Source organism: Sporosarcina cyprini, assembly GCF_022048975.1.
GTDB classification, from domain to species: Bacteria; Bacillota; Bacilli; order Bacillales_A; family Planococcaceae; genus Sporosarcina; species Sporosarcina cyprini.
The window spans coordinates 152040-172300 of sequence record NZ_JAKMHX010000038.1 but is presented as its reverse complement, the minus strand read 5'-3'; the positions used below and the strand labels follow the sequence as shown (position 1 = coordinate 172300).

20 protein-coding genes are annotated in these 20261 nt (G+C 44.7%); all 20 read left to right on the top strand.

Annotation, left to right across the window (positions count from 1 at the left end):
- Positions 1-23: 23 nt before the first annotated feature.
- The 20 genes from flhA (at position 24) to L7D49_RS19285 (ending at position 20091) form a co-directional block, all read left to right on the top strand.
- Positions 24-2054: a flagellar biosynthesis protein FlhA gene (flhA, locus tag L7D49_RS19380; protein WP_238084049.1), complete on the top strand. Its 2031-nt coding sequence runs from the start codon at positions 24-26 to the stop codon at positions 2052-2054.
- Entirely contained in the window at positions 2054-3169 is a 1116-nt protein-coding gene (flhF, locus tag L7D49_RS19375) for a flagellar biosynthesis protein FlhF (protein WP_238084047.1), read from the top strand. Before flhA ends, flhF begins: the two co-directional genes overlap by 1 nt.
- A complete protein-coding gene (locus L7D49_RS19370; protein WP_238084045.1) occupies positions 3162-4028 on the top strand; it encodes a MinD/ParA family protein in 867 nt (288 codons plus the stop codon). The genes flhF and L7D49_RS19370 overlap by 8 nt, the downstream gene beginning before the upstream one ends.
- A gap of 1 nt (position 4029) precedes the next feature.
- Positions 4030-5154 carry a protein-glutamate methylesterase/protein-glutamine glutaminase gene (locus tag L7D49_RS19365; RefSeq protein ID WP_238084043.1) on the top strand — a complete coding sequence of 375 codons (1125 nt, stop codon included), beginning with the start codon at positions 4030-4032 and terminating at the stop codon, positions 5152-5154.
- Positions 5155-5168: 14 nt separating this feature from the next.
- Positions 5169-7232, top strand: a complete 2064-nt coding sequence (locus L7D49_RS19360; RefSeq protein WP_238084041.1) for a chemotaxis protein CheA — start codon at positions 5169-5171, stop codon at positions 7230-7232.
- Positions 7233-7247: 15 nt separating this feature from the next.
- Positions 7248-7715, top strand: coding sequence for a chemotaxis protein CheW (locus L7D49_RS19355; RefSeq protein WP_238084038.1), 468 nt, complete (start codon positions 7248-7250; stop codon positions 7713-7715).
- Positions 7705-8337: a chemotaxis protein CheC gene (locus tag L7D49_RS19350; protein WP_238084035.1), complete on the top strand. Its 633-nt coding sequence runs from the start codon at positions 7705-7707 to the stop codon at positions 8335-8337. Before L7D49_RS19355 ends, L7D49_RS19350 begins: the two co-directional genes overlap by 11 nt.
- A gap of 1 nt (position 8338) precedes the next feature.
- Positions 8339-8833, top strand: coding sequence for a chemotaxis protein CheD (locus tag L7D49_RS19345; RefSeq protein WP_238084031.1), 495 nt, complete (start codon positions 8339-8341; stop codon positions 8831-8833).
- 127 nt (positions 8834-8960) lie between these two features.
- Positions 8961-9740, top strand: a complete 780-nt coding sequence (locus L7D49_RS19340) for a FliA/WhiG family RNA polymerase sigma factor (protein WP_238084029.1) — start codon at positions 8961-8963, stop codon at positions 9738-9740.
- The gene (locus L7D49_RS19335; RefSeq protein ID WP_238084027.1) at positions 9737-10045 is read left to right on the top strand and encodes an RNA polymerase subunit sigma; all 309 of its coding nucleotides are present in this window, start codon (positions 9737-9739) and stop codon (positions 10043-10045) included. The genes L7D49_RS19340 and L7D49_RS19335 overlap by 4 nt, the downstream gene beginning before the upstream one ends.
- Before the next feature lie 6 nt (positions 10046-10051).
- Entirely contained in the window at positions 10052-10543 is a 492-nt protein-coding gene (locus L7D49_RS19330; RefSeq protein ID WP_238084024.1) for a DUF6115 domain-containing protein, read from the top strand.
- A 143-nt stretch (positions 10544-10686) separates the two neighbouring features.
- On the top strand, positions 10687-11421 hold the full coding sequence (rpsB, locus tag L7D49_RS19325) for a 30S ribosomal protein S2 (RefSeq protein WP_238084021.1): 735 nt from the start codon (positions 10687-10689) through the stop codon (positions 11419-11421).
- A gap of 94 nt (positions 11422-11515) precedes the next feature.
- Positions 11516-12400: a translation elongation factor Ts gene (gene tsf / locus L7D49_RS19320; RefSeq protein WP_238084019.1), complete on the top strand. Its 885-nt coding sequence runs from the start codon at positions 11516-11518 to the stop codon at positions 12398-12400.
- Between the two features lie 99 nt (positions 12401-12499).
- On the top strand, positions 12500-13225 hold the full coding sequence (pyrH, locus tag L7D49_RS19315; RefSeq protein ID WP_238084016.1) for a UMP kinase: 726 nt from the start codon (positions 12500-12502) through the stop codon (positions 13223-13225).
- Positions 13225-13782, top strand: a complete 558-nt coding sequence (gene frr / locus L7D49_RS19310; protein ID WP_238084013.1) for a ribosome recycling factor — start codon at positions 13225-13227, stop codon at positions 13780-13782. The genes pyrH and frr overlap by 1 nt, the downstream gene beginning before the upstream one ends.
- Positions 13783-14147: 365 nt before the next feature.
- Positions 14148-14942, top strand: a complete 795-nt coding sequence (locus tag L7D49_RS19305) for an isoprenyl transferase (RefSeq protein ID WP_238084010.1) — start codon at positions 14148-14150, stop codon at positions 14940-14942.
- Positions 14939-15733, top strand: coding sequence for a phosphatidate cytidylyltransferase (locus tag L7D49_RS19300; RefSeq protein ID WP_238084008.1), 795 nt, complete (start codon positions 14939-14941; stop codon positions 15731-15733). The genes L7D49_RS19305 and L7D49_RS19300 overlap by 4 nt, the downstream gene beginning before the upstream one ends.
- Positions 15734-15755: 22 nt before the next feature.
- Entirely contained in the window at positions 15756-16913 is a 1158-nt protein-coding gene (locus tag L7D49_RS19295) for a 1-deoxy-D-xylulose-5-phosphate reductoisomerase (RefSeq protein ID WP_238084006.1), read from the top strand.
- 100 nt (positions 16914-17013) lie between these two features.
- Entirely contained in the window at positions 17014-18276 is a 1263-nt protein-coding gene (gene rseP / locus L7D49_RS19290; protein ID WP_238084004.1) for an RIP metalloprotease RseP, read from the top strand.
- Positions 18277-18408: 132 nt separating this feature from the next.
- Positions 18409-20091 (top strand): proline--tRNA ligase, encoded by a 1683-nt coding sequence (locus L7D49_RS19285; RefSeq protein ID WP_238084003.1) that lies wholly within the window; start codon positions 18409-18411, stop codon positions 20089-20091.
- Positions 20092-20261: the final 170 nt, after the last annotated feature.

The following is a 20261-nucleotide window of genomic DNA, read 5'->3' as shown; positions in this document are numbered from 1 at the left end:
TATTTTGAGAAAGTGGGGATGACATGCAGTTCAAAGATATCGGAGTGTTAGCAGCGGTCATTATGATTGTTGCTATGCTCGTCATCCCGTTGCCTCCTTGGCTTCTTAGTTTTCTGATCATTATTAATATCACATTAGCCTTGCTTGTCCTCCTGACAGCGATGAATATGCAAGAGGCATTGCAGTTTTCGATATTCCCCTCGCTTTTACTATTGCTGACCCTCTTCCGTCTAGGCCTGAATGTGTCGACGACGCGGGCCATTTTGTCCGAAGGGGATGCCGGCGGGGTTGTAGATACATTTGGAACATTCGTAACAGGCGGCAATATTGTAGTCGGGCTCGTCGTCTTCGTCATATTGATCATCATTCAGTTTATCGTCATTACAAAAGGGTCTGAACGGGTTTCGGAAGTAGCTGCCCGTTTCACACTCGATGCTATGCCGGGTAAACAAATGAGTATTGATGCAGATTTGAACGCAGGCATGATTTCAGAAGTCGAGGCACGTATGCGAAGAGAAAAGGTCAGTAATGAAGCGGATTTCTACGGAGCGATGGACGGTGCCACCAAATTCGTAAAAGGGGATGCGATAGCAGGGATCATCATCGTAATGATCAACTTGCTTGTTGGGATGATTATCGGTGTTGCCCAAATGGGATTGCCATTTGCCGAAGCGGCTACTCAATTTTCTCGTCTGACGGTAGGTGACGGGATCGTGTCACAGATTCCGGCGCTTCTTATTTCCACTGCGACTGGTATTGTAGTTACCCGAGCGGCTTCCGAAGGCAATCTTGGTATGGATATTACAAAGCAGCTTTTGGGGCAGCCGAAATTGCTCTATGTCGCTGCAGCTACCATTGCGTTACTCGGATTGGCTACACCTATTAATGATGTTGTAACGATTCCAATCGCTGCGGCATTAGCTGCGGGTGCCTATTTCATGTCCCGCAAGCCTAAGGAAGATCCGGAAGAAATGTTTGAGATGGAAGAAGAAGTCGAGACGGAAGGGATGAAGAGTCCCGAGAATGTCGTGAACTTGTTGAATGTCGACCCCATTGAATTTGAATTTGGATACGGCCTTATCCCTCTCGTGGATGCCCAGCAAGGCGGAGATCTTCTCGACCGCGTAGTCATGATCCGCAGACAGCTGGCGCTGGAACTCGGGCTCGTTATCCCGGTTGTTCGAATTCGGGATAATATTCAACTGCAGCCTAACGAATATCGGATCAAGATTAAGGGAAATGAGATGGCACGGGGAGAATTGCTGTTGGATCATTACTTGGCCATGAGCCCGGGTGGAGATGACTCCATTGAAGGCATTGATACAATTGAACCGTCGTTCGGCCTTCCGGCAAAGTGGATCACTGAATCTGTTAAAGAAGACGCCGAAATTATGGGATATACAGTTGTTGACCCGCCAAGTGTTGTCTCTACCCATTTGACGGAAGTAATCCGGGCAAATGCGGCAGATCTCATTGGTCGGCAAGAAACCAAGCAGCTTGTTGACCATGTTCGTGAAACGTACCCGATTCTTGTGGATGAACTCACACCTACTCCTTTATCCATTGGAGAGATTCAAAAAGTGCTGGCTAAGTTATTAAATGAACATGTATCGATCCGTAATTTACCGATCATCTTCGAAACATTAGCCGACTACTCGAAGTACACATCAGACGTGGATCTTTTGACAGAGTATGTACGCCAGTCGTTAGCAAGACAAATTACAAACCAATATTCGACAGCCAGCCAATCATTGAAAGTTTTGACGGTCTCAGGAAAAGTAGAAAAGCTGATTGCGGACCATATTCAACAAACGGAACAGGGGAATTATCTTTCGATCGACCCTTCCGTTTCCCAAAACATTTTGGAGTCGATTGCCCGGGAAGTGGAGAGGGTTGCTTTGTTAGATCAATCACCGATCATTCTATGTTCTCCGGCAATCCGTATGTATTTAAGACAAATCACGGAAAGATACTTTCCGCAAATTCCAGTCCTATCCTACAATGAGCTGGAGGCTTCAATAGAAGTACAAAGTGTTGGGGTGGTGGATATTTAATGAAAATGAAAAAGTATACTGCCAATACAATGGTTGAAGCGATGAAGAAAGTCAGGACGGACTTTGGAGAGGATGCAGTCATCCTGAGTTCGACTGTTGTGAAGTCGAAAGGCTTCCTAGGTCTGTTTCAAAAAAAATCGGTCGAAGTGGTGGCGGGCTTTGATGAGCCTGCTGCGAAACCGGTTCAGCCAGCAGTTTCGATTGTTCCGCAAGCGGTTCCCGAGATGGCGTCTAAACCTGATCTCGATTTATCGAAAGAAATGAAAGAAATGAAACGTCTGCTGAAGCAAATGCAGCAAATGAGTAGCATGGATCAGTATCCAGATGATCTTAAACCACTGCTATCCCATTTGGATAGTCAAGGCGTAGACCGTGGTTTGATTGATCGGATTGGAAATGAAATTTTCTCGAGAATGAAAGCTGAGAAAAGGGATTTTTCCCTTACTGAGCAGGTCGAAGCTACAAAAGCGATTCTTCGTGAGGAGTTTGGAATGCTGCCATTCGGCGGAACGGATTTTTCAAAGAAATATGTGAATGTATTGGGCCCGACCGGTGTTGGCAAGACCACAACGATTGCAAAAATTGCAGCCCGGGCTTTATTGGAACGTAAAAAGAAAATAGGCTTTATTACGACGGATACATATCGGATTGCTGCAATTGAGCAATTGCGCACATATGCAAATCTATTACAAGCGCCAGTTGAGGTTGCTTATAACTCGAGTGATTTTCAATCGGCAGTTGAAAAACTGAATGACCGCGATTTGTTATTTATTGATACAGCGGGCCGGAATTACAAGGAAGAGAAATTTGTCCGTGACCTTCAGTCACTTGTCGATTTCTCCTTGGAAATGGAGTTGTATCTAGTTCTTTCTGTTACCTCAAAAGAGGAAGACATGAAAGCGATCATTGATCAATTTAAATCATTGCCGATCCAGCGTTTCATCTTTACCAAAGTAGATGAGACAGGCTCCATCGGCCCGATTTTTAACTTAATGAAAGAATATCAGATGGGCGTTGCGTATTATACGGACGGTCAGGAAGTGCCTGAGGATCTTGTAGAAGCTAACTTGGATTCTCTCATTTCCCTGCTGATGAAAGGTGTTTCCCATGCGTGATCAAGCTGAAGCATTGCGACTTAAAATGTTGAGAGCACAGGGCGGTTTGGCACGATCCATTGCAGTTGTCAGCGGCAAGGGCGGTGTCGGCAAGTCAAATTTCTCGACTAACTTTGCCTACGCCCTTCAAAATTGCGGGAAAAAAGTAATCATTGTCGATATGGATATCGGAATGGGCAATATTCATATTTTGCTTGGCGCTTCACCTGCCTACAGCTTGAAAGACTATGTCAGCGGCCAGAAAACCCTTCAAGAAGTCATCACGATGGATACGGAAGGTCTTGCTTTTATCTCGGGCGGTTCCGGACTTGATAGCGTACTGGACTGGTCAGAGGAAATGTTTAACCGGTTGCTGGAAGCTTTTGGCCAATTGCAGCAAGAATACGATTTCATCTTATTTGATATGGGGGCCGGAGCGACCCAAAGTTCAATTGATCTGATTATTGCAGTTGATGAGGTTATCGTCATTTCGACTACAGAACCTACTTCCATCACGGATGCCTATTCGATGATGAAATTCATCTATTTAAAGGATCCGGAGAAGCGTTTCCACTTAGTCAGCAATCGCGTGGCTAAGCAGGAAGAAGGGTTGGAGGCCGCAAGAAGACTGCAGTTTGCAATGACGAAATTTTTGAATAAAGAAACAACCATTTTAGGTTTCTTGCCGGAAGATCCGGCTGTTCATACATCTGTTGTTGCTCAAAAGCCATTTCTTCTTTACTATCCGGATGCCCCGGTATCCAGAAAGATGAAAACGATTGCGACTGCATTTGCTGGGATTACAAGGGAACTAGAGACTTCAAGGGAGCAAAGTTTTCTTGGCAGATTAAAAAGTCTTTTTTCGAGAGGGCGTGGATAGAATGCGAGACTTTCGGAAAAAAGTGCTCGTTGTCGATGATTCCGCTTTTATGAGGAAATTGATATCAGAAATGCTTTCTTCCCATCCTGATCTCGAAGTAATCGCAACTGCCCGAAATGGCAAAGATGCGTTGGAAAAAGTTCAATTATTGAAACCTGATGTCGTATCCATGGACATAGAAATGCCCGTTCTGAATGGTTTGCAAGCGTTGAAACGAATTATGGAAACGAATCCGGTACCGATTGTCATGCTTTCCAGTACGACAGAAATAGGGGCGGCCAACACGATGACAGCTATGGAATATGGAGCTGTCGACTTTGTTGCCAAGCCTGGCGGGCCGATTTCTTTGAATTTAAAAGATGTAGAGAGAGAAATTATCGAAAAAGTCGTAGCTGCTTCCAAGGTGAAAATCACCACATTGACCCAAAAGGCAGGCGGCAGCCAGCAGAATTCGCCGGAAAAGGTGCCCCCGCTTGTACAGGAGGCACATGTTCCTAAAGAAGAGCAGTGGAATTCGGCAGTACTAAAGAAAAAGATTACCAAACCAACTAATACTTTTGTTATAATAGGTACATCGACCGGTGGGCCGAGAGCCCTACAAGAAGTTCTGACAAAACTCCCTTCCGATATAGGTGTGCCTATTTTAGTAGTGCAGCATATGCCGCCCGGATTTACGAAGTCTTTAGCAGATCGCTTGGATGGTCTCAGCAGCATTCATGTCAAAGAGGCTGCAGACGGAGAGTTGCTTTCTGCAGGAACGGCATATATTGCTCCCGGTGGTAAACATTTAAAAATCGTAAAAGTTGGTACCGCTTTTTGTGTCCGTCTTGATTCTGAGGAACTGCCGAGAATGGGACATCGTCCATCCGTGGATGTTTTGTTCGAATCAGCCGCCGCAATCCAGGATGCCCGATTTGTCGCCGTCGTTATGACAGGCATGGGCCATGATGGAAAAGCAGGCATGCAAATATTAAAAAAGAGCAGGAATGCTATTTGCATAGCCGAGTCAGAGAAAACTTCTGTCATTTATGGGATGCCAAAAGCGATCATTGAATCAGGACTTGCCGATCAAGTTGTTGATTTACAAAACATTGCATCGACAATCGTGGAAAGCCTAAAACAATAAGGGGGCATTTAGTGATGGAAACGAATCAATATTTGGAAATGTTTCTGGACGAAAGTAAAGAGCATCTTCAATCATGCAACGAACATTTGCTGGAACTCGAAAACAATCCTCAAGATTTGGCGATTGTAAATGAAGTCTTCCGATCTGCTCATACATTGAAAGGCATGTCTGCAACAATGGGATACGAAGACATTGCCGATTTGACTCATAAAATGGAAAACGTTTTGGATGCAATTCGGAATTCTAAAATTGAAGTGACGACCGAAATCTTGGATGTTGTGTTTAAAGCAGTTGATTATCTAGAAGAAATGGTGCTGGATATTGAAGCCGGCGGTACAGGCAAGAAGGATGTATCAGAGCTCGTCTCCATACTCAATCGAATCGAAGCGGGGGAACCTGCAGCTGAAGCGCCTTCGGTAGCTGAAACTGCAGCCGCTGTCTTAGAGGAAGCAACGGATATTCCGGCGGCTCCAGCTATGTATTATGATGAATTCGAATTAACAGTTATCGGCCAATCGGCAGAACAAGGGTTTACAGCGTATGAAGTAACCGTTGAATTGCGGGAAGACTGCCTTCTCAAAGCGGCCCGTGTCTTTATGGTCTTTGAAATATTGGAGAAGTCCGGTGAAGTAATCAAGTCCATTCCCAATGTTGAACAATTGGAGAATGAAGATTTTGATGAAAAATTCACTGTTGTTTTATTGACAAAAGAAGATGTCGGTACTATTTCCGCCAAAGTGATGAAAGTTTCTGAAGTTGAACATGTTCAAGTGCTGCCGATTTATGTGGATGCTATCAAAGAAGAAAAGCGTGCTAAAGAAGATAAAGCTTCCAAGGTAGTTGCAACCGAGAATGAAACTACGCAAAAGCCGGCGAAAGAAGAAACAGCTAAACAGCAAAGCAAAAGAAGCACTGCTTCGAGCCATTCCAATAAAACAATCCGTGTGAATATCGATCGCCTGGATGTATTAATGAACCTATTCGAAGAATTGGTCATTGACCGTGGGCGTCTGCAGTCCATTGCAACTGAACTGCATAATCCGGATTTAAATGAAACAGTGGAAAGAATGACACGGGTTTCCGGAGATCTCCAAAATATCATCTTGAATATGCGGATGATCCCAGTTGAAACGGTATTTAATCGATTCCCTAAAATGGTTAGACAATTGGCAAGGGACTTGGACAAAAAGATCAAATTGGAAATCATCGGTGCGGAAACGGAGTTGGATCGGACTGTAATCGACGAAATTGGAGATCCGCTCGTCCATCTTATCCGTAATGCTTTGGACCATGGAGTTGAAAGCCCCGCAGAGCGCATTGCAAAAGGCAAGCCTGAAGAGGGAACTGTCACGCTGCGTGCGTACCATTCAGGAAACCATGTCTTTATCGAACTGGAAGATGACGGCGCTGGCGTTAATCGTGAGCGTGTCCTTGCCAAAGCGTTGGAGAGAGGCATTATTACAGAAGAATCTGCAGCAACTATGACGGATAAACAAGTGGCTGAACTAATTTTGGCTTCCGGTTTTTCCACTGCAGACAAGATTACTGATGTGTCAGGCCGAGGCGTCGGGCTCGATGTGGTAAAGAGTACAATCGAATCGCTTGGCGGCTATATTACCATTGATTCCAAAGAGGGGCAAGGTTCCCTTTTCCAAGTGCAGCTGCCATTGACGTTATCGATTATTTCGGTCATGTTGGTAGAATTGGATAAAGATATTTATGCGATTCCGTTGTCATCGATCATCGAAACAGCAATCATCCAAACATCGGATATTATGAATGCGCATAATCAAAAAGTCATTGACTTCCGAGGCAATATTGTCCCGTTGGTCAACCTGAAGGATATTTTCGAAATGGAAGACGGAGATGTTCGTTCAGATGGCTTCCAATCTGTCGTCATAGTCCGAAAAGGAGAGAAGCTGGCTGGATTGGTCGTAGACTCCTTTATTGGCCAGCAGGAAATTGTATTAAAGTCCCTGGGTAACTACTTGCAAAGTGTCTTCGCGATTTCTGGAGCCACTATTCTCGGAAATGGCCAAGTCGCCCTGATCGTAGATTGCAATGCACTAATAAAATAGGAAGGGGAGACTGACATGCCAGAGTTAGTCGGACAAGATACTGTAAAATCCATCGTGTTTCAATTGTTGGATAAGGAATATGCGATGGAAGTCGATGTCGTAGAAGGTATAGAAAAATTGATGTCCATTACCCGCGTGCCGAAAACACCCTCTTATGTAAAGGGAGTTATTAATCTGCGCGGTGTCGTCACACCGATAGTGGACTTGCGGGAACGATTCGGTCTGGAAACAAAAGAGATGGACGATAATAACCGGATCATTATTGTTTCCTTACAGGATTTTGAAGTGGGCTTGATTGTAGATGCGGCGAATGATGTCATCGATATCCCTCTTCGTTCCATCGAACCGCAGCCAGAAGTGGTCGGATCGGTAGAGTCTGAATTCATTTCAGGCGTGGTGAAGTTAGATAAACGCCTTTTAGTTATGCTGAATCTAGATAAAGTGCTGCAGCCGTTGAAACGGGTGTCTTCTGATGAATACTAATAATCCGATCACGGACATGCATCTGGATGTGCTAAAGGAAATTGGGAATATTGGAGCAGCCCATGCGGCTACTTCCTTATCCCAATTGCTTGGCAGAAAAATTGATATGCATGTGCCGAATGTGCGGCTCGTTTCTTTTGATGACATGTTTGAGATGGCTGGCGGATCCGAAAAGATTGTCGCGGGCATCTATTTACGAATCGAAGGCGATTTATCGGGTAGTATGTTTTTCGTTCTGCCTATCGAATCGGCCAACCATTTTATTCAAAGGCTTATTGGAGACGAATCATTTCATTTCAATCAGAATCCAATTCCTGAAATGGGCGTTTCCGCGATGCAGGAATTAGGCAACATCCTGTCAGGCTCCTACTTGTCGGCCTTATCGGATTTCACAGGGCTGAATATCTACCCGACTGTACCGTCGTTAAGTGTCGACATGGTAGGTGCCATAGTCAGCTTCGGCCTTATTGAAGTTTCACAGTACAGTGATGAAGTCATCGTCATTAATACAAAACTGCAAGAAGAAGACGAGGACGGATCCACGAGTGTGGACGGACATTTCTTCTTGATGCCGGATCCGCCATCCTATTTGACCATTTTCCGTTCGTTAGGTGTGTTGTAACATGGAGGCGTTGAAACGAGTTGTCCGGGTCGGCATTGCCGATCTGAACATTGCAAAGGAACCGGAAACGATCCGTACGTCAGGGCTCGGTTCGTGTGTCGGTGTTGTGCTATATGATGAAAAAAAGAGAATTGCCGGCCTGCTGCATGTCATGCTGCCTGATTCCAGTCTAGGCAAATCGGACAAAATCAATATGGCGAAATTTGCGGATACCGGAATTTATGCACTCATGGAAGCACTAAAAGCGGAAGGGGTGCGTCCGCTGGCATTGAAAGCGAAAATAGCCGGAGGTGCACAGATGTTTCAATTCGGATCCAGTGATACCATCCGGATTGGTCCGCGCAATGTGGAAGCCGTAAAAAAAGAACTTAGCAGGCTGTCTATTCCGCTTGTCGCAGAAGATACAGGCGGGTCCAGCGGCCGGACGATTGAATTCGATCCAGCTACAAGCATCCTGAGCATCCGGACAGTGAATGCCGGTACTCATGAGATCTGATTGGATGTTTTATATCGTAAATGGCGGCTGAACGATTCAGTCGCCTTTTTTCGCTATGATTTGATATACTTAATACATAAAAATTGTTGTGATATTAATAGATTCATTCTGGAAAGCGAGGGGTTCGATGTCCAGCCAGAGTATGACAGAAGAAGAATGTTGGAGGCAATGGTTAACGGATAGGGATGCCGAGGCGGGCGATATGCTCGTACGGAAGTATACTCCTCTCGTTAATTACCATGTGCAGCGAATCAGCTCAGGGCTTCCGCGGAATGTTTCGCGAGACGACATAAAAAGTTTGGGATTTCAAGGCCTGTTCGATGCTTTGACAAAGTTCGATCCGGGACGCGATTTGAAATTTGATACGTATGCCTCTTTTCGAATACGCGGTACGATTATCGATGGCCTGCGGAAAGAAGATTGGCTGCCCCGTTCCGCTAGAGAGAAATCGAAGAAGATGGAAGAGGAAATTATCAGGCTTGAACAGAAGCTGCTTCGGCATGCTACACCGGAAGAGGTGGCTCAGCATCTGGGATTGACGGTTGAGGATGTTTACCAAACTGTCCACGAAAATTATTTTTCCAATATCTTATCGATCGATGAAAGGATGAGCGATGAGGAAGAGGATAGCCAAAAATCGTTTGTCATTAAGGATGAGACGCAAAGAACACCCGAGCAAAGTGCCATGATGAATGAGCTGGTTGGAGATCTGGCTTTGAAAATCAAGCAGCTGAACAAAAATGAGCAACTCGTCTTAAGCTTGTTTTATACCGAAGAGATGACCTTGACAGAAATAGGTGAAATTCTTAATCTCTCTACTTCACGCATTTCTCAAATCCATTCCAAGGCATTATTCAAACTGCGGAAATTGCTGTCGCCAGAAATTATTGACGGGGGGATCCTATGAGTCTTAAGGGCATAGAACTTCAAATCGCGATTCCTAAAACCTTCGACGCCGGCAAAATGGCAGAGCAAAAGCAGCAGCTGATTCAAGCAGGACAAGACCATGCGGGTGTATTAACGGAAAAAGAGCAAGTCAAAAATCGGGAAACGGTAATAAAATCAGATCGCTCCGCCAAAACCGATTCCGATTCCAAAAATGGGGACTCGGAACAAACACCAAGAGAACAGTCCCAGCAGAAGAAAAACAACAATAATGAAAGTGAGATGGCGCATCCATACAAAGGTGCTTTCGTCGACTTTACGGGGTAATCAAATATGGTCATTTTTTTAATTATCTTATTCATTTTACAGCTTATCACTTTTTATTTTATTGCTCTCCTTTTCATGCGTATGGCCAAATTCGACAAACTTGAAACGAAGCAGCAAAAGCTGATGTCCGAAATGGATGATACTATAGCAGCCTATTTAACTGAATTAAAGGATGAGAATGACCGGCTGATCCGCCTGTTAGAAAAACGGATGGTTGACGAGGTGGAGCTGTCTGAAAAGGAAATCAGAAAAGTAAAGGCCCAAACTGCTCCTGCTCCATCGGAAATGAGGCAAAATCAAAAGCCTGTCATTCCGGTTCAAGTGGCTCTTCAGTCTTATAAGTCCTACTCAAAACCATCGGAACCTGACAACCAAGACGAAGAGGATGATCGGACAAGAGCTTTAAATCTCCAAAAGAACGGCTGGTCTGTGGAAGAAATCGCCCGTGAGCTTGGAAAAGGGAAAACGGAAATTGAATTGATATTAAAATTCAAGTGAACCGAGTTGCATTCGACAAAAGCTTATGGTATAGTATCAAATGGTGTTACTACACACGTATGTGGATGGCGAAGAGGGTGCCGGAAGGTAGCTTCGCTGGATGAAGCATGCGGAGGAAACTAACCAAATAGGAGGAAGAACAAATGTCTGTAATTTCAATGAAGCAATTGCTTGAAGCAGGTGTACATTTCGGACACCAAACACGCCGTTGGAACCCAAAAATGAAGAAATACATTTTCCAAGAGCGTAACGGTATCTACATCATCGACTTGCAAAAAACTGTAAAGAAACTTGAAGAAGCATATGACTTTATGCGTCAAGTTGGTGCTGACGGCGGGAAAGTCCTATTCGTCGGTACAAAAAAACAAGCGCAGGAAGCGATCAAAGAAGAAGCAGAACGCGCTGGCATGTACTACATCAACCAACGCTGGCTTGGTGGTACACTTACAAACTTCGGCACAATCCAAAAGCGGGTTGCTCGCATGAAGAAAATCGAAGCTATGGAAGAAGACGGCACATTCGCAGTACTTCCTAAAAAAGAAGTATCTCAACTTAGAAAAGAACACGAACGCCTTGTTAAATTCCTTGGCGGTATCCGTGACATGAAATCTTTACCGGATGTCATCTTTGTTGTAGATCCACGCAAAGAGCGCATCGCGGTTGCTGAAGCGATCAAATTGAACATTCCGCTAGTTGGTATTGTCGATACAAACTGCGATCCTGATGAAATCGATTATGTCATCCCAGCGAACGACGATGCAATCCGTGCAGTTCGTCTTCTTACAAGCAAAATGGCTGATGCGTTGATCGAATCAAGACAAGGCGCAGACGAAGAAGTAACGGCAGAAGAAGAAGCAGAAACAGTAGCTGCAGAGTAATAGTTCAAATGAAGAGACGATAAGCGGCCAACCCACTTATCGTCTTTTTTAAAGAGCAACTGCAAGATAATCTTACTATCAGGAGGAATGGAAAATGGCAATTACAGCTCAAATGGTTAAAGAATTGCGTGAAAAAACAGGCGCAGGTATGATGGACTGCAAAAAAGCACTTACTGAAGTGAATGGTGACATGGATGCTGCAGTAGACTTCCTTCGTGAAAAAGGTCTTTCTAGCGCTGCTAAAAAAGCAGACCGTATCGCTGCTGAAGGTACAACATATATCCTAGTAGACGGTAACGACGCTGTCATTCTTGAAGTGAATGCAGAAACTGACTTCGTTGCGAAAAACGAAGCTTTCCAAACACTTGTTAAAGAACTTGCTGAGCACCTATTGGCTGCAAAACCTGCATCCATCGAGGAAGCAATCGAATCAAAAATGTCCAATGGCTCATCTGTAGCAGACCACATTTCTAATGCGGTTGCAAAAATTGGAGAAAAAATCACACTTCGCCGTTTTGAAGTGCGCACTAAAACAGACAGCGATGCATTTGGTCCATACCTTCACATGGGTGGACGGATTGCAGTTCTTACAGTTCTTGAAGGAACTACAGATGCAGAAGCGGCAAAAGACGTTGCGATGCATATTGCTGCATTGAACCCTAAATACATTTCCCGCGACCAAGTTTCTGAAGAAGAAGTTGAGCATGAGCGCAAAATCTTGACAGAACAAGCTTTGAACGAAGGCAAGCCTGAAAACATCGTTGCGAAAATGGTAGAAGGCCGTCTTGGCAAGTATTTCGAAGAAATCTGTGTTCTTGACCAAGCGTTTGTTAAAAACTCAGACCAAAAAGTTGGCGATTTCGTAAAATCAACTGGCGGCACATTGAAAGAATTCATCCGCTATGCAGTTGGTGAAGGAATCGAAAAACGCGAAGATAACTTTGCAGATGAAGTAATGAGCCAAGTAAAAGGCAACTAAGCTGTCTAAAACCTTTGAAACGCAATATACTATATGGAGTAGGGAACACTTCGATGTGTTCCCTATTTTTCGAGAAAACTGAGTAGATGGAGGGTACATATGAACGTCCCAAAATATAAACGGATTGTCTTGAAACTTAGCGGAGAGGCACTCGCGGGAGATAAAGGCTACGGTCTTTCCCCAGAAATCGTGAAATCTGTTGCATCACAAGTGAAAGAAGTCGTCGATCTAGGTGTTGAAGTTGCAGTTGTTGTTGGCGGCGGCAATTATTGGCGAGGCAAGGTCGGTAGCGAAATGGGAATGGATCGGACCACTGCTGATTATATGGGTATGCTCGCGACAGTCATGAATTCATTGGCGCTTCAAGACTCGTTGGAAAAGTTGGGAGTTGAAACACGTGTTTCTTCTTCAATCGATATGAGACAGGTAGCTGAACCATATATTCGACGCAAGGCGATCCGGCATCTGGAGAAAAAGCGTGTTGTCATTTTTGCAGCAGGCACGGGGAACCCGTATTTCTCCACAGACACGACTGCCGCATTGCGTGCGGCCGAAATAGAGGCAGACGTCATTTTAATGGCGAAAAACAATGTGGATGGTGTGTATTCAGCTGACCCGATGAAAGATGAGACAGCTGTCAAGTATACTGAGCTCTCCTACTTGGAAGTGATTAGCCAAGGGTTGGAAGTGATGGATTCCACTGCGTCGACCCTATGTATGGACAATGATATCCCTCTCGTAGTATTCTCGATAATGGATAATGGAAATATTAAAAAAGCCGTACTCGGTGAACCGATTGGTACGGTTGTCAGGAGGAAAGGGTAATGCCGAAAGCAGTTTTGGATCAAACGAAGGACCGCATGGATAAGGCGATCGCTGCTCTTACTAGAGAGCTGGCATCCATTCGTGCAGGACGTGCGAACGCATCTTTGTTAGACAGAATTACAGTCGATTACTATGGAGCCCCAACACCGTTGAACCAAATGGCGGGAATTTCGACGCCGGAACCTAGATTGCTTGTCATTCAACCGTATGACAAGTCAATCCTTGGCGACATCGAGAAAGCAATCATGAAGTCGGATATTGGAATTACGCCTTCAAACGACGGATCGATTATTCGTCTTGCTGTACCTGCGTTGACAGAAGAGCGCCGTAAAGAACTAGTCAAATTGGTTAAAAAAGAAGGAGAAGACTCCAAAGTCGCAATCCGAAATATTCGCCGTGATGGTAACGACGAATTGAAGAAGCTTGAAAAAGCCGGTGAGATCACGGAGGACGAACTTCGCCGTGAAAGTGATGAAATCCAAAAATTGACTGATTCATTTATCGAAAAGATCGACAGCATCGCAAAAGATAAAGAAAATGAAATTATGGAAATCTGATAGAAGAACTTTCTATATTCCGGGACGTCCTACTTTCAGGACGTCCTTTTCACTTGTTAATACGGCCGTGAGCCATGCAGGGTAGAGACGGAATCAGAAAGCTAAAGCTGCACATTCATTGCTCCTATTGTTATGATATTGCGCATACAATAAGAGTAACGATAATAGGGCGAGAACTTAAAATACATATTTAATAATGAATCATTTCGGCTATAAATGGCTACATCTCTGCAGTGAGGAAGCGGCGGAAGTGTATGAGGATCAAAAACGGTGGAACAATCAGTTTTAATAAATGAATTTTCCTATCCAGTTTGATACGATAGAATGTGTACTTGCTCAAAAAGTTGCCGAGTGGAGGAAACGAGATGCTTGATAAATTATTGCGAAAGAAAACGGTTGAGGTGGATGCTTCGCTTACAGATCGATTGCAAGCCATAAGAAGCAGGCAGATACCTGCGCATGTCGCAATCATCATGGACGGCAACGGGAGATGGGCAAAGCAACGAAATCTACCGCGTATTGCGGGCCATCATGAAGGAATGAAGACAGTCCGGAAGATCACCCGTATTGCGAATGAAATCGGAATAAAAGTACTGACCCTTTATGCATTTTCAACAGAAAATTGGAAACGTCCCAAGATGGAAATCGATTTTTTGATGAAGTTACCAGGCGAATTTTTAAGTACATATTTACCCGAGCTAATTGAGCAAAATGTGAAAGTGGAGATGATCGGCAACTTTGATGCCCTGCCGGATCATACAAAGAAAGCGATTATGACAGCTGTCGAAAAAACTTCGAACAATACAGGTCTCATACTTAATTTTGCAATGAATTATGGCAGTAGATTGGAACTCGTCAACGCGGTGAAGGAGATTGCCGATTTGATTAAGAATGATAAGATGGGAATGGAAGATATTAACGAGTCCATGATCAATTCCCATTTGATGACGGCACATCTGCCGGAGCCGGACCTGCTGATCCGGACGAGTGGCGAAGTGCGATTATCCAACTTCATGCTTTGGCAGCTGGCTTATGCTGAATTTTCCTTCACCGATGTGCTTTGGCCGGATTTCGATGAATCATGCATGCTGCAATCCATCGAAGAATTTCAAATGAGAAACCGCCGTTTTGGAAGTGTGGAAGGAGAACGGGAAAAGTGAAACAGAGAATATTGACAGCCATCGTTGCGTTAGCCCTATTCGTTCCTCTCGTGCTGATCGGGGGATTCCCATTCACCATTGCAATTTATGTGATTGCGACTGTTGGGCTATATGAGTTATTCAAGATGAAAGAGATGAATATACTCTCGGTGGAAGGTTTGATCACATGGCTAGCGATGGCCATTTTGCTGATCCCGTCCGAATGGGCGGCAGACGTGGAGCAGGCAATCGGCCTTACAAAAACGGAAATGACCTTTGCTCTCGTTCTGCTATTGTTGATTTACACGGTCATTGCTAAAAATCGTTATACTTTTGACGATGCCTCTTTTTCCGTACTCGGTGCGTTGTACGTGGGAATTGGATTTTATTACCTTATTGAAACCCGCTTTTTTGGACTGGAGTATGTGATGTATGCACTGCTCGTCATCTGGTCCACTGATTCGGGGGCTTATTTTATCGGCAGGAAAATAGGCAAACGGAAATTATGGCCAGAAATTTCCCCGAATAAAACCATAGAAGGTTTTATTGGCGGAATCATCTGCGCCATCGTTTTCGCCTGCATATTACAAGCCATTTATCCAATCGCCCCGTCTTATGTATCCCTGATCCTCATCACCATTGTGGCGTCGATCGTCGGGCAGTTGGGGGATTTAGTTGAATCTGCATTGAAGCGGCATTATCAAGTAAAAGATTCAGGAAAGATCCTCCCGGGACATGGGGGGATTTTGGACCGGTTTGACAGTCTCCTGTTCGTGTTACCGCTCCTGCATTTCCTACATCTAGTCGGTTAACTGAAAGGATGACAATAGTGACATGGTAAAACGTATTAGTTTACTCGGGGCAACGGGGTCCATCGGCGTCCAAACATTAGATATCATTGAATCAAATAGGGACAAGTTCCAGCTGGTTTCATTTTCAGCTGGGACAAACATTGCGAAAGTAAGGGAAATTGCACAAAACCACCAGCCAGAAATCGTTTCCGTCCTGCGGGCGGAAGACGCCGAATCATTGCAGCGTGATTTTCCGGAAATCCGTATCATGCACGGCAAAGAAGGGCTGATGGCCGTTGCTTGCGAAGCGGGCCCGGATTTATTGGTGAACGCTGTCATCGGCAGTGTGGGACTAGAGCCTACATTGAAAGCGATTCAATCTCATATTCCAATTGCCATTGCGAATAAGGAAACGCTTGTTGCAGCCGGTGAAATTGTTATGAGGGAGGCTGCGGAGCGAAATGTTCCGATCTTGCCTGTCGATAGTGAACACTCCGCCTTGTTCCAGTCCTTGAACGGGGAAAATCCGAAGCGAATCACACGATTGATCCTTACGGCTTCAGGAGGCAGTTTCCGAGATCGCACGCGTGATGAATTAGCAGGTGTCACGGTGGAGCAGGCACTCGCTCATCCGAACTGGTCGATGGGGAACAAGCTGACGATCGATTCAGCCACTATGATGAATAAAGGGCTGGAAGTAATTGAGGCCCATCATCTGTTTAACATGCCGTTCGATCAAATTGATTGTCTGCTACATAAAGAGAGCATCATTCATTCGATGGTCGAATTTGAGGATACAAGCATTATGGCGCAGCTAGGCTCTCCTGATATGAGAGTCCCGATTCAATATGCGATGACATATCCGGATAGAATACCGATGAAAAATGCAAAACGGCTTCGTCTGGAGGAGATTGGGCTTCTTCATTTTGAAAAAATGGATTTTGAACGTTTTAAAGCATTGGCCCTCGCATATGATGCAGGGAGAGAAGGCGGCACGATGCCGGCTGCGATGAATGCGGCAAACGAAGTAGCGGTCCAATTATTCATGGAAGGCCGGATCTCCTTCCTTCAAATCGAGGAGCTAGTTGAAACTGTCATGGCGAAGCATCAGAAAATCGCCCATCCTGATTTGGAGACGATACTTCAGACAGATGCCGCCTCCCGAAAAATGGTGTATGATATAGTTACGAGACTGCAGTAAACTTTTACATTTCTGCAGGGAAAGCAAGCGGGAACCGTCTGTGCTTTTAAAAGGTTGCCCGCAGATTAAAAGGCCGGCTTGGCCAGTAAGGTGGTTTTACATGGAAACCGTTATTGCGTTTATCGTCATTTTTGGATCGCTCGTCTTTTTTCATGAATTGGGGCACTTTTTATTTGCGAAAAAATCGGGCATCATGGTCCGGGAATTTGCAATCGGTTTTGGTCCAAAAATCTTTTATTCAAAAAAAGGTGAAACATTATATACGATCCGTCTGTTGCCGCTTGGCGGGTATGTACGGATGGCTGGCCAGGATTTCGACACGGTTGAACTCCAGCCGGGCTACCGCGTCGGACTGCTTCTCAATGACAAAGATGAAGTAGAAAAGATCTATTTGAACCGCAATGTTTCGGATCCGAATATTATGTTCCTTGAAACGGAATCAGCAGACTTATCAGAGAAGCTTTATATCGAAGGTTATAACGATTCAGAGGAACTCGTCCGATTCCCGATTGCACGAAATGCTGTCATACTGGAGAAAGGGCAAGAGACTATCATTGCCCCTTATGATCGTCAATTCGAATCAAAGCCGCTCGGCAGTCGGGCGATGACCATTTTCGCAGGTCCTTTGTTCAACTTTATCCTGTCTTTCTTTCTTTTTATTGCGATTGCTTTGCTGATTGGGGTTCCAACGAACGAACCACGCATCAATGAAGTCATGCCGAATTCCGCTGCAGCAAGTGGCGGAATGCAAGCAGGAGACATGGTAATCGGCATTAATGGGAAGAAGATTGAAAAATGGACAGCGTTTACCGATATTGTTCAAAAGAACCCTGGCAAGGAGCTCGAGCTTACTGTACTGCGTAATGGCCAGCAAGAGACGTTGCGTGTTACACCTTCCGTCATCGAAGATTCCGGAATGGAGTTCGGCCAGCTCGGAGTAAGCACAGAGCCTGTTTATGAAAAAAGTATCGTCAAGTCCTTTGTTTACGGGGGAGAGCAGACATTTTACTGGATCAAACGGATATTTGAGCTGCTAGGTCAGCTGGTGACAGGTAAATTCAGTATCGATGCGTTATCAGGACCAGTCGGTATTTATAAAACAACCGAGTCTGTTGCACAATTTGGGATTTACAGCCTGATGAATTTTGCAGCGATCTTGAGCATTAATCTCGGCATCATGAACTTGCTTCCTTTGCCGGCTCTAGACGGCGGACGGCTGCTGTTCTTCCTGTTCGAAGGGCTGCGCGGCAAACCAGTTGATAAACAGAAGGAAGGCATGGTTCATTTTGTTGGCATCATGCTTCTGATGGTTCTCATGCTCGTCGTAACTTGGAACGATATCCAGAAATTTTTCTTCAACTGATATCGAAAGTGGTGGAGTCTCGGATTTCCGGGACTCCATTACTCGCTTTTAGAGCAACTTGCATTTATTGACCAAACAAGCGATTTATTGGAACAAAACAACTCAAAGTTATTGGTGAAAAGGTGGGGTACAATGAAACAATCACGAACGTTCATACCGACAATGAGGCAAACACCTGCTGACATCGATGCCATTTCACATCAGCTGTTAGTAAGAGCAGGCTATATCCGTACGAATGCAAGTGGTGTTTTTACATTTCTGCCTTTAGCCCAAAAGGTATTACGCAAGATCGAAAATGTAATTCATGAAGAAATGGAAAAGATAGAGGCTGCAGAAATGGTTATGCCGATACTGCAACATCCTGGCGATGCCTTTGGCGATGATGCTTTTACTCTGCAAGATCACCAAGGAAGGGAGTATGCTCTTCGTTCATCTGACCAAAATTCAATTACTGCACTCATTCAGGATCATATTGCTTCCTACAAGCAGCTCCCTGTAACGCTTTATCAAATTCAAAAGCAGTTTCGCGATATTCAGCGTCCGAGATTTGGATTGCTGCATAGCAGGGAATTCGTTTCGTTGGACGCTCACTCCTTTCATGCGGAACCTACTAGTTTGCATGACATGTATGAGCAATTTAATCAGGCATACTCAAACATTTTCACTAGATTGGGATTGAACTACAGAGTAGTGAATGCTCAAATAGGGATGGATGCGGAACAGGGAAGTTCCATCGAATTCATTGCGATGTCATCCATTGGGGACGATATTATCGCTTACAGTGATTCATCTTCTTATGCTGCCAGTTTAGAGTGGGCGGAAACGAAGCCTGAAGAACAGACAAGTGAGATTCGGATGAAGGAGATGGAACGAGTCGCTACGCCGAATGTGCATAAAGTGCGTGAAGTGGCGGATTTCCTTAAAGTTCTACCATCCCATATTATTAAAACATTACTTTATACAATTGATGACGAAATGGTAGCCGTGCTATGCAGAGGAGATCATGAAATTAACGATCGGAAATTGACACATCATATGAAGGCCATGCGAGTCAGTCTGGCCACACCGGAGGAAGTGCAGCGTCTTTTTTCGGCTGAACCGGGATCGATCGGCCCAGTTAAACTGCCAATAGGTGTGAGAGTTGTCGCGGATCTCGCTGTCGGCTCCATCGTCAATGGTGTTTGTGGAGCCAATGAGACAGGCTTTCATTTCATACATGCGAATCCGGAAAGGGACTTTGCGGTCGATTCGTATTTAGATTTGCGTTTTGTCCAGGAAGGCGATCCCTCTCCTGATGGATTAGGAACCATCCAATTTGCCAAAGGAATAAAAATTGGCCGTATCTCCAAAGAAGGAGCAGCAATCAGCCAACTTGCCAAAGCTGAGTTTCAAAACAACGAAGGTGAATTCCAGCCTTATCTCTTGGGCGCCTATCACATCGGTGTATCGCGCTTGCTCGCTGCGCTCGTCGAACAATTTCATGATGACAATGGAATCAAATGGCCCAAACAGCTTGCTCCATTTGACATCCATTTACTCACCGTAAATGACGAGGATGAGACACAGCGTCAATTGTCTGAAGAACTTTATTATCTGTTGAGAACCTATCGATACGAAGTTTTATATGATGATCGGCAAGAACGGCCCGGTGTGAAATTTGCAGATGCGGATCTGATCGGTGTTCCCATACGCCTGACCGTTGGAAAGAGAGCAGCGGAAGGAATAATTGAAATCAAATTCCGCGAGACAGGAGAAACAGTAGAATGGCAGAAGGAAGAAGTGACCGAAAAATTGCAGTCGTTCTTCCATGTTTAATTCGACTCAAGGGAAGGCTGAGAAACAGCGCTTCCCTTGTTTTTCCCTGGCCGAATAAGTAGTGTGTCTGAATGAATGCTTTCTACATAATAGCGAATAGATAGAATTAGATCCTGCGGAAATTGCAAAGCTGGAGAAACGAAAAGCATGATGGGATCAGTTCATGCGTT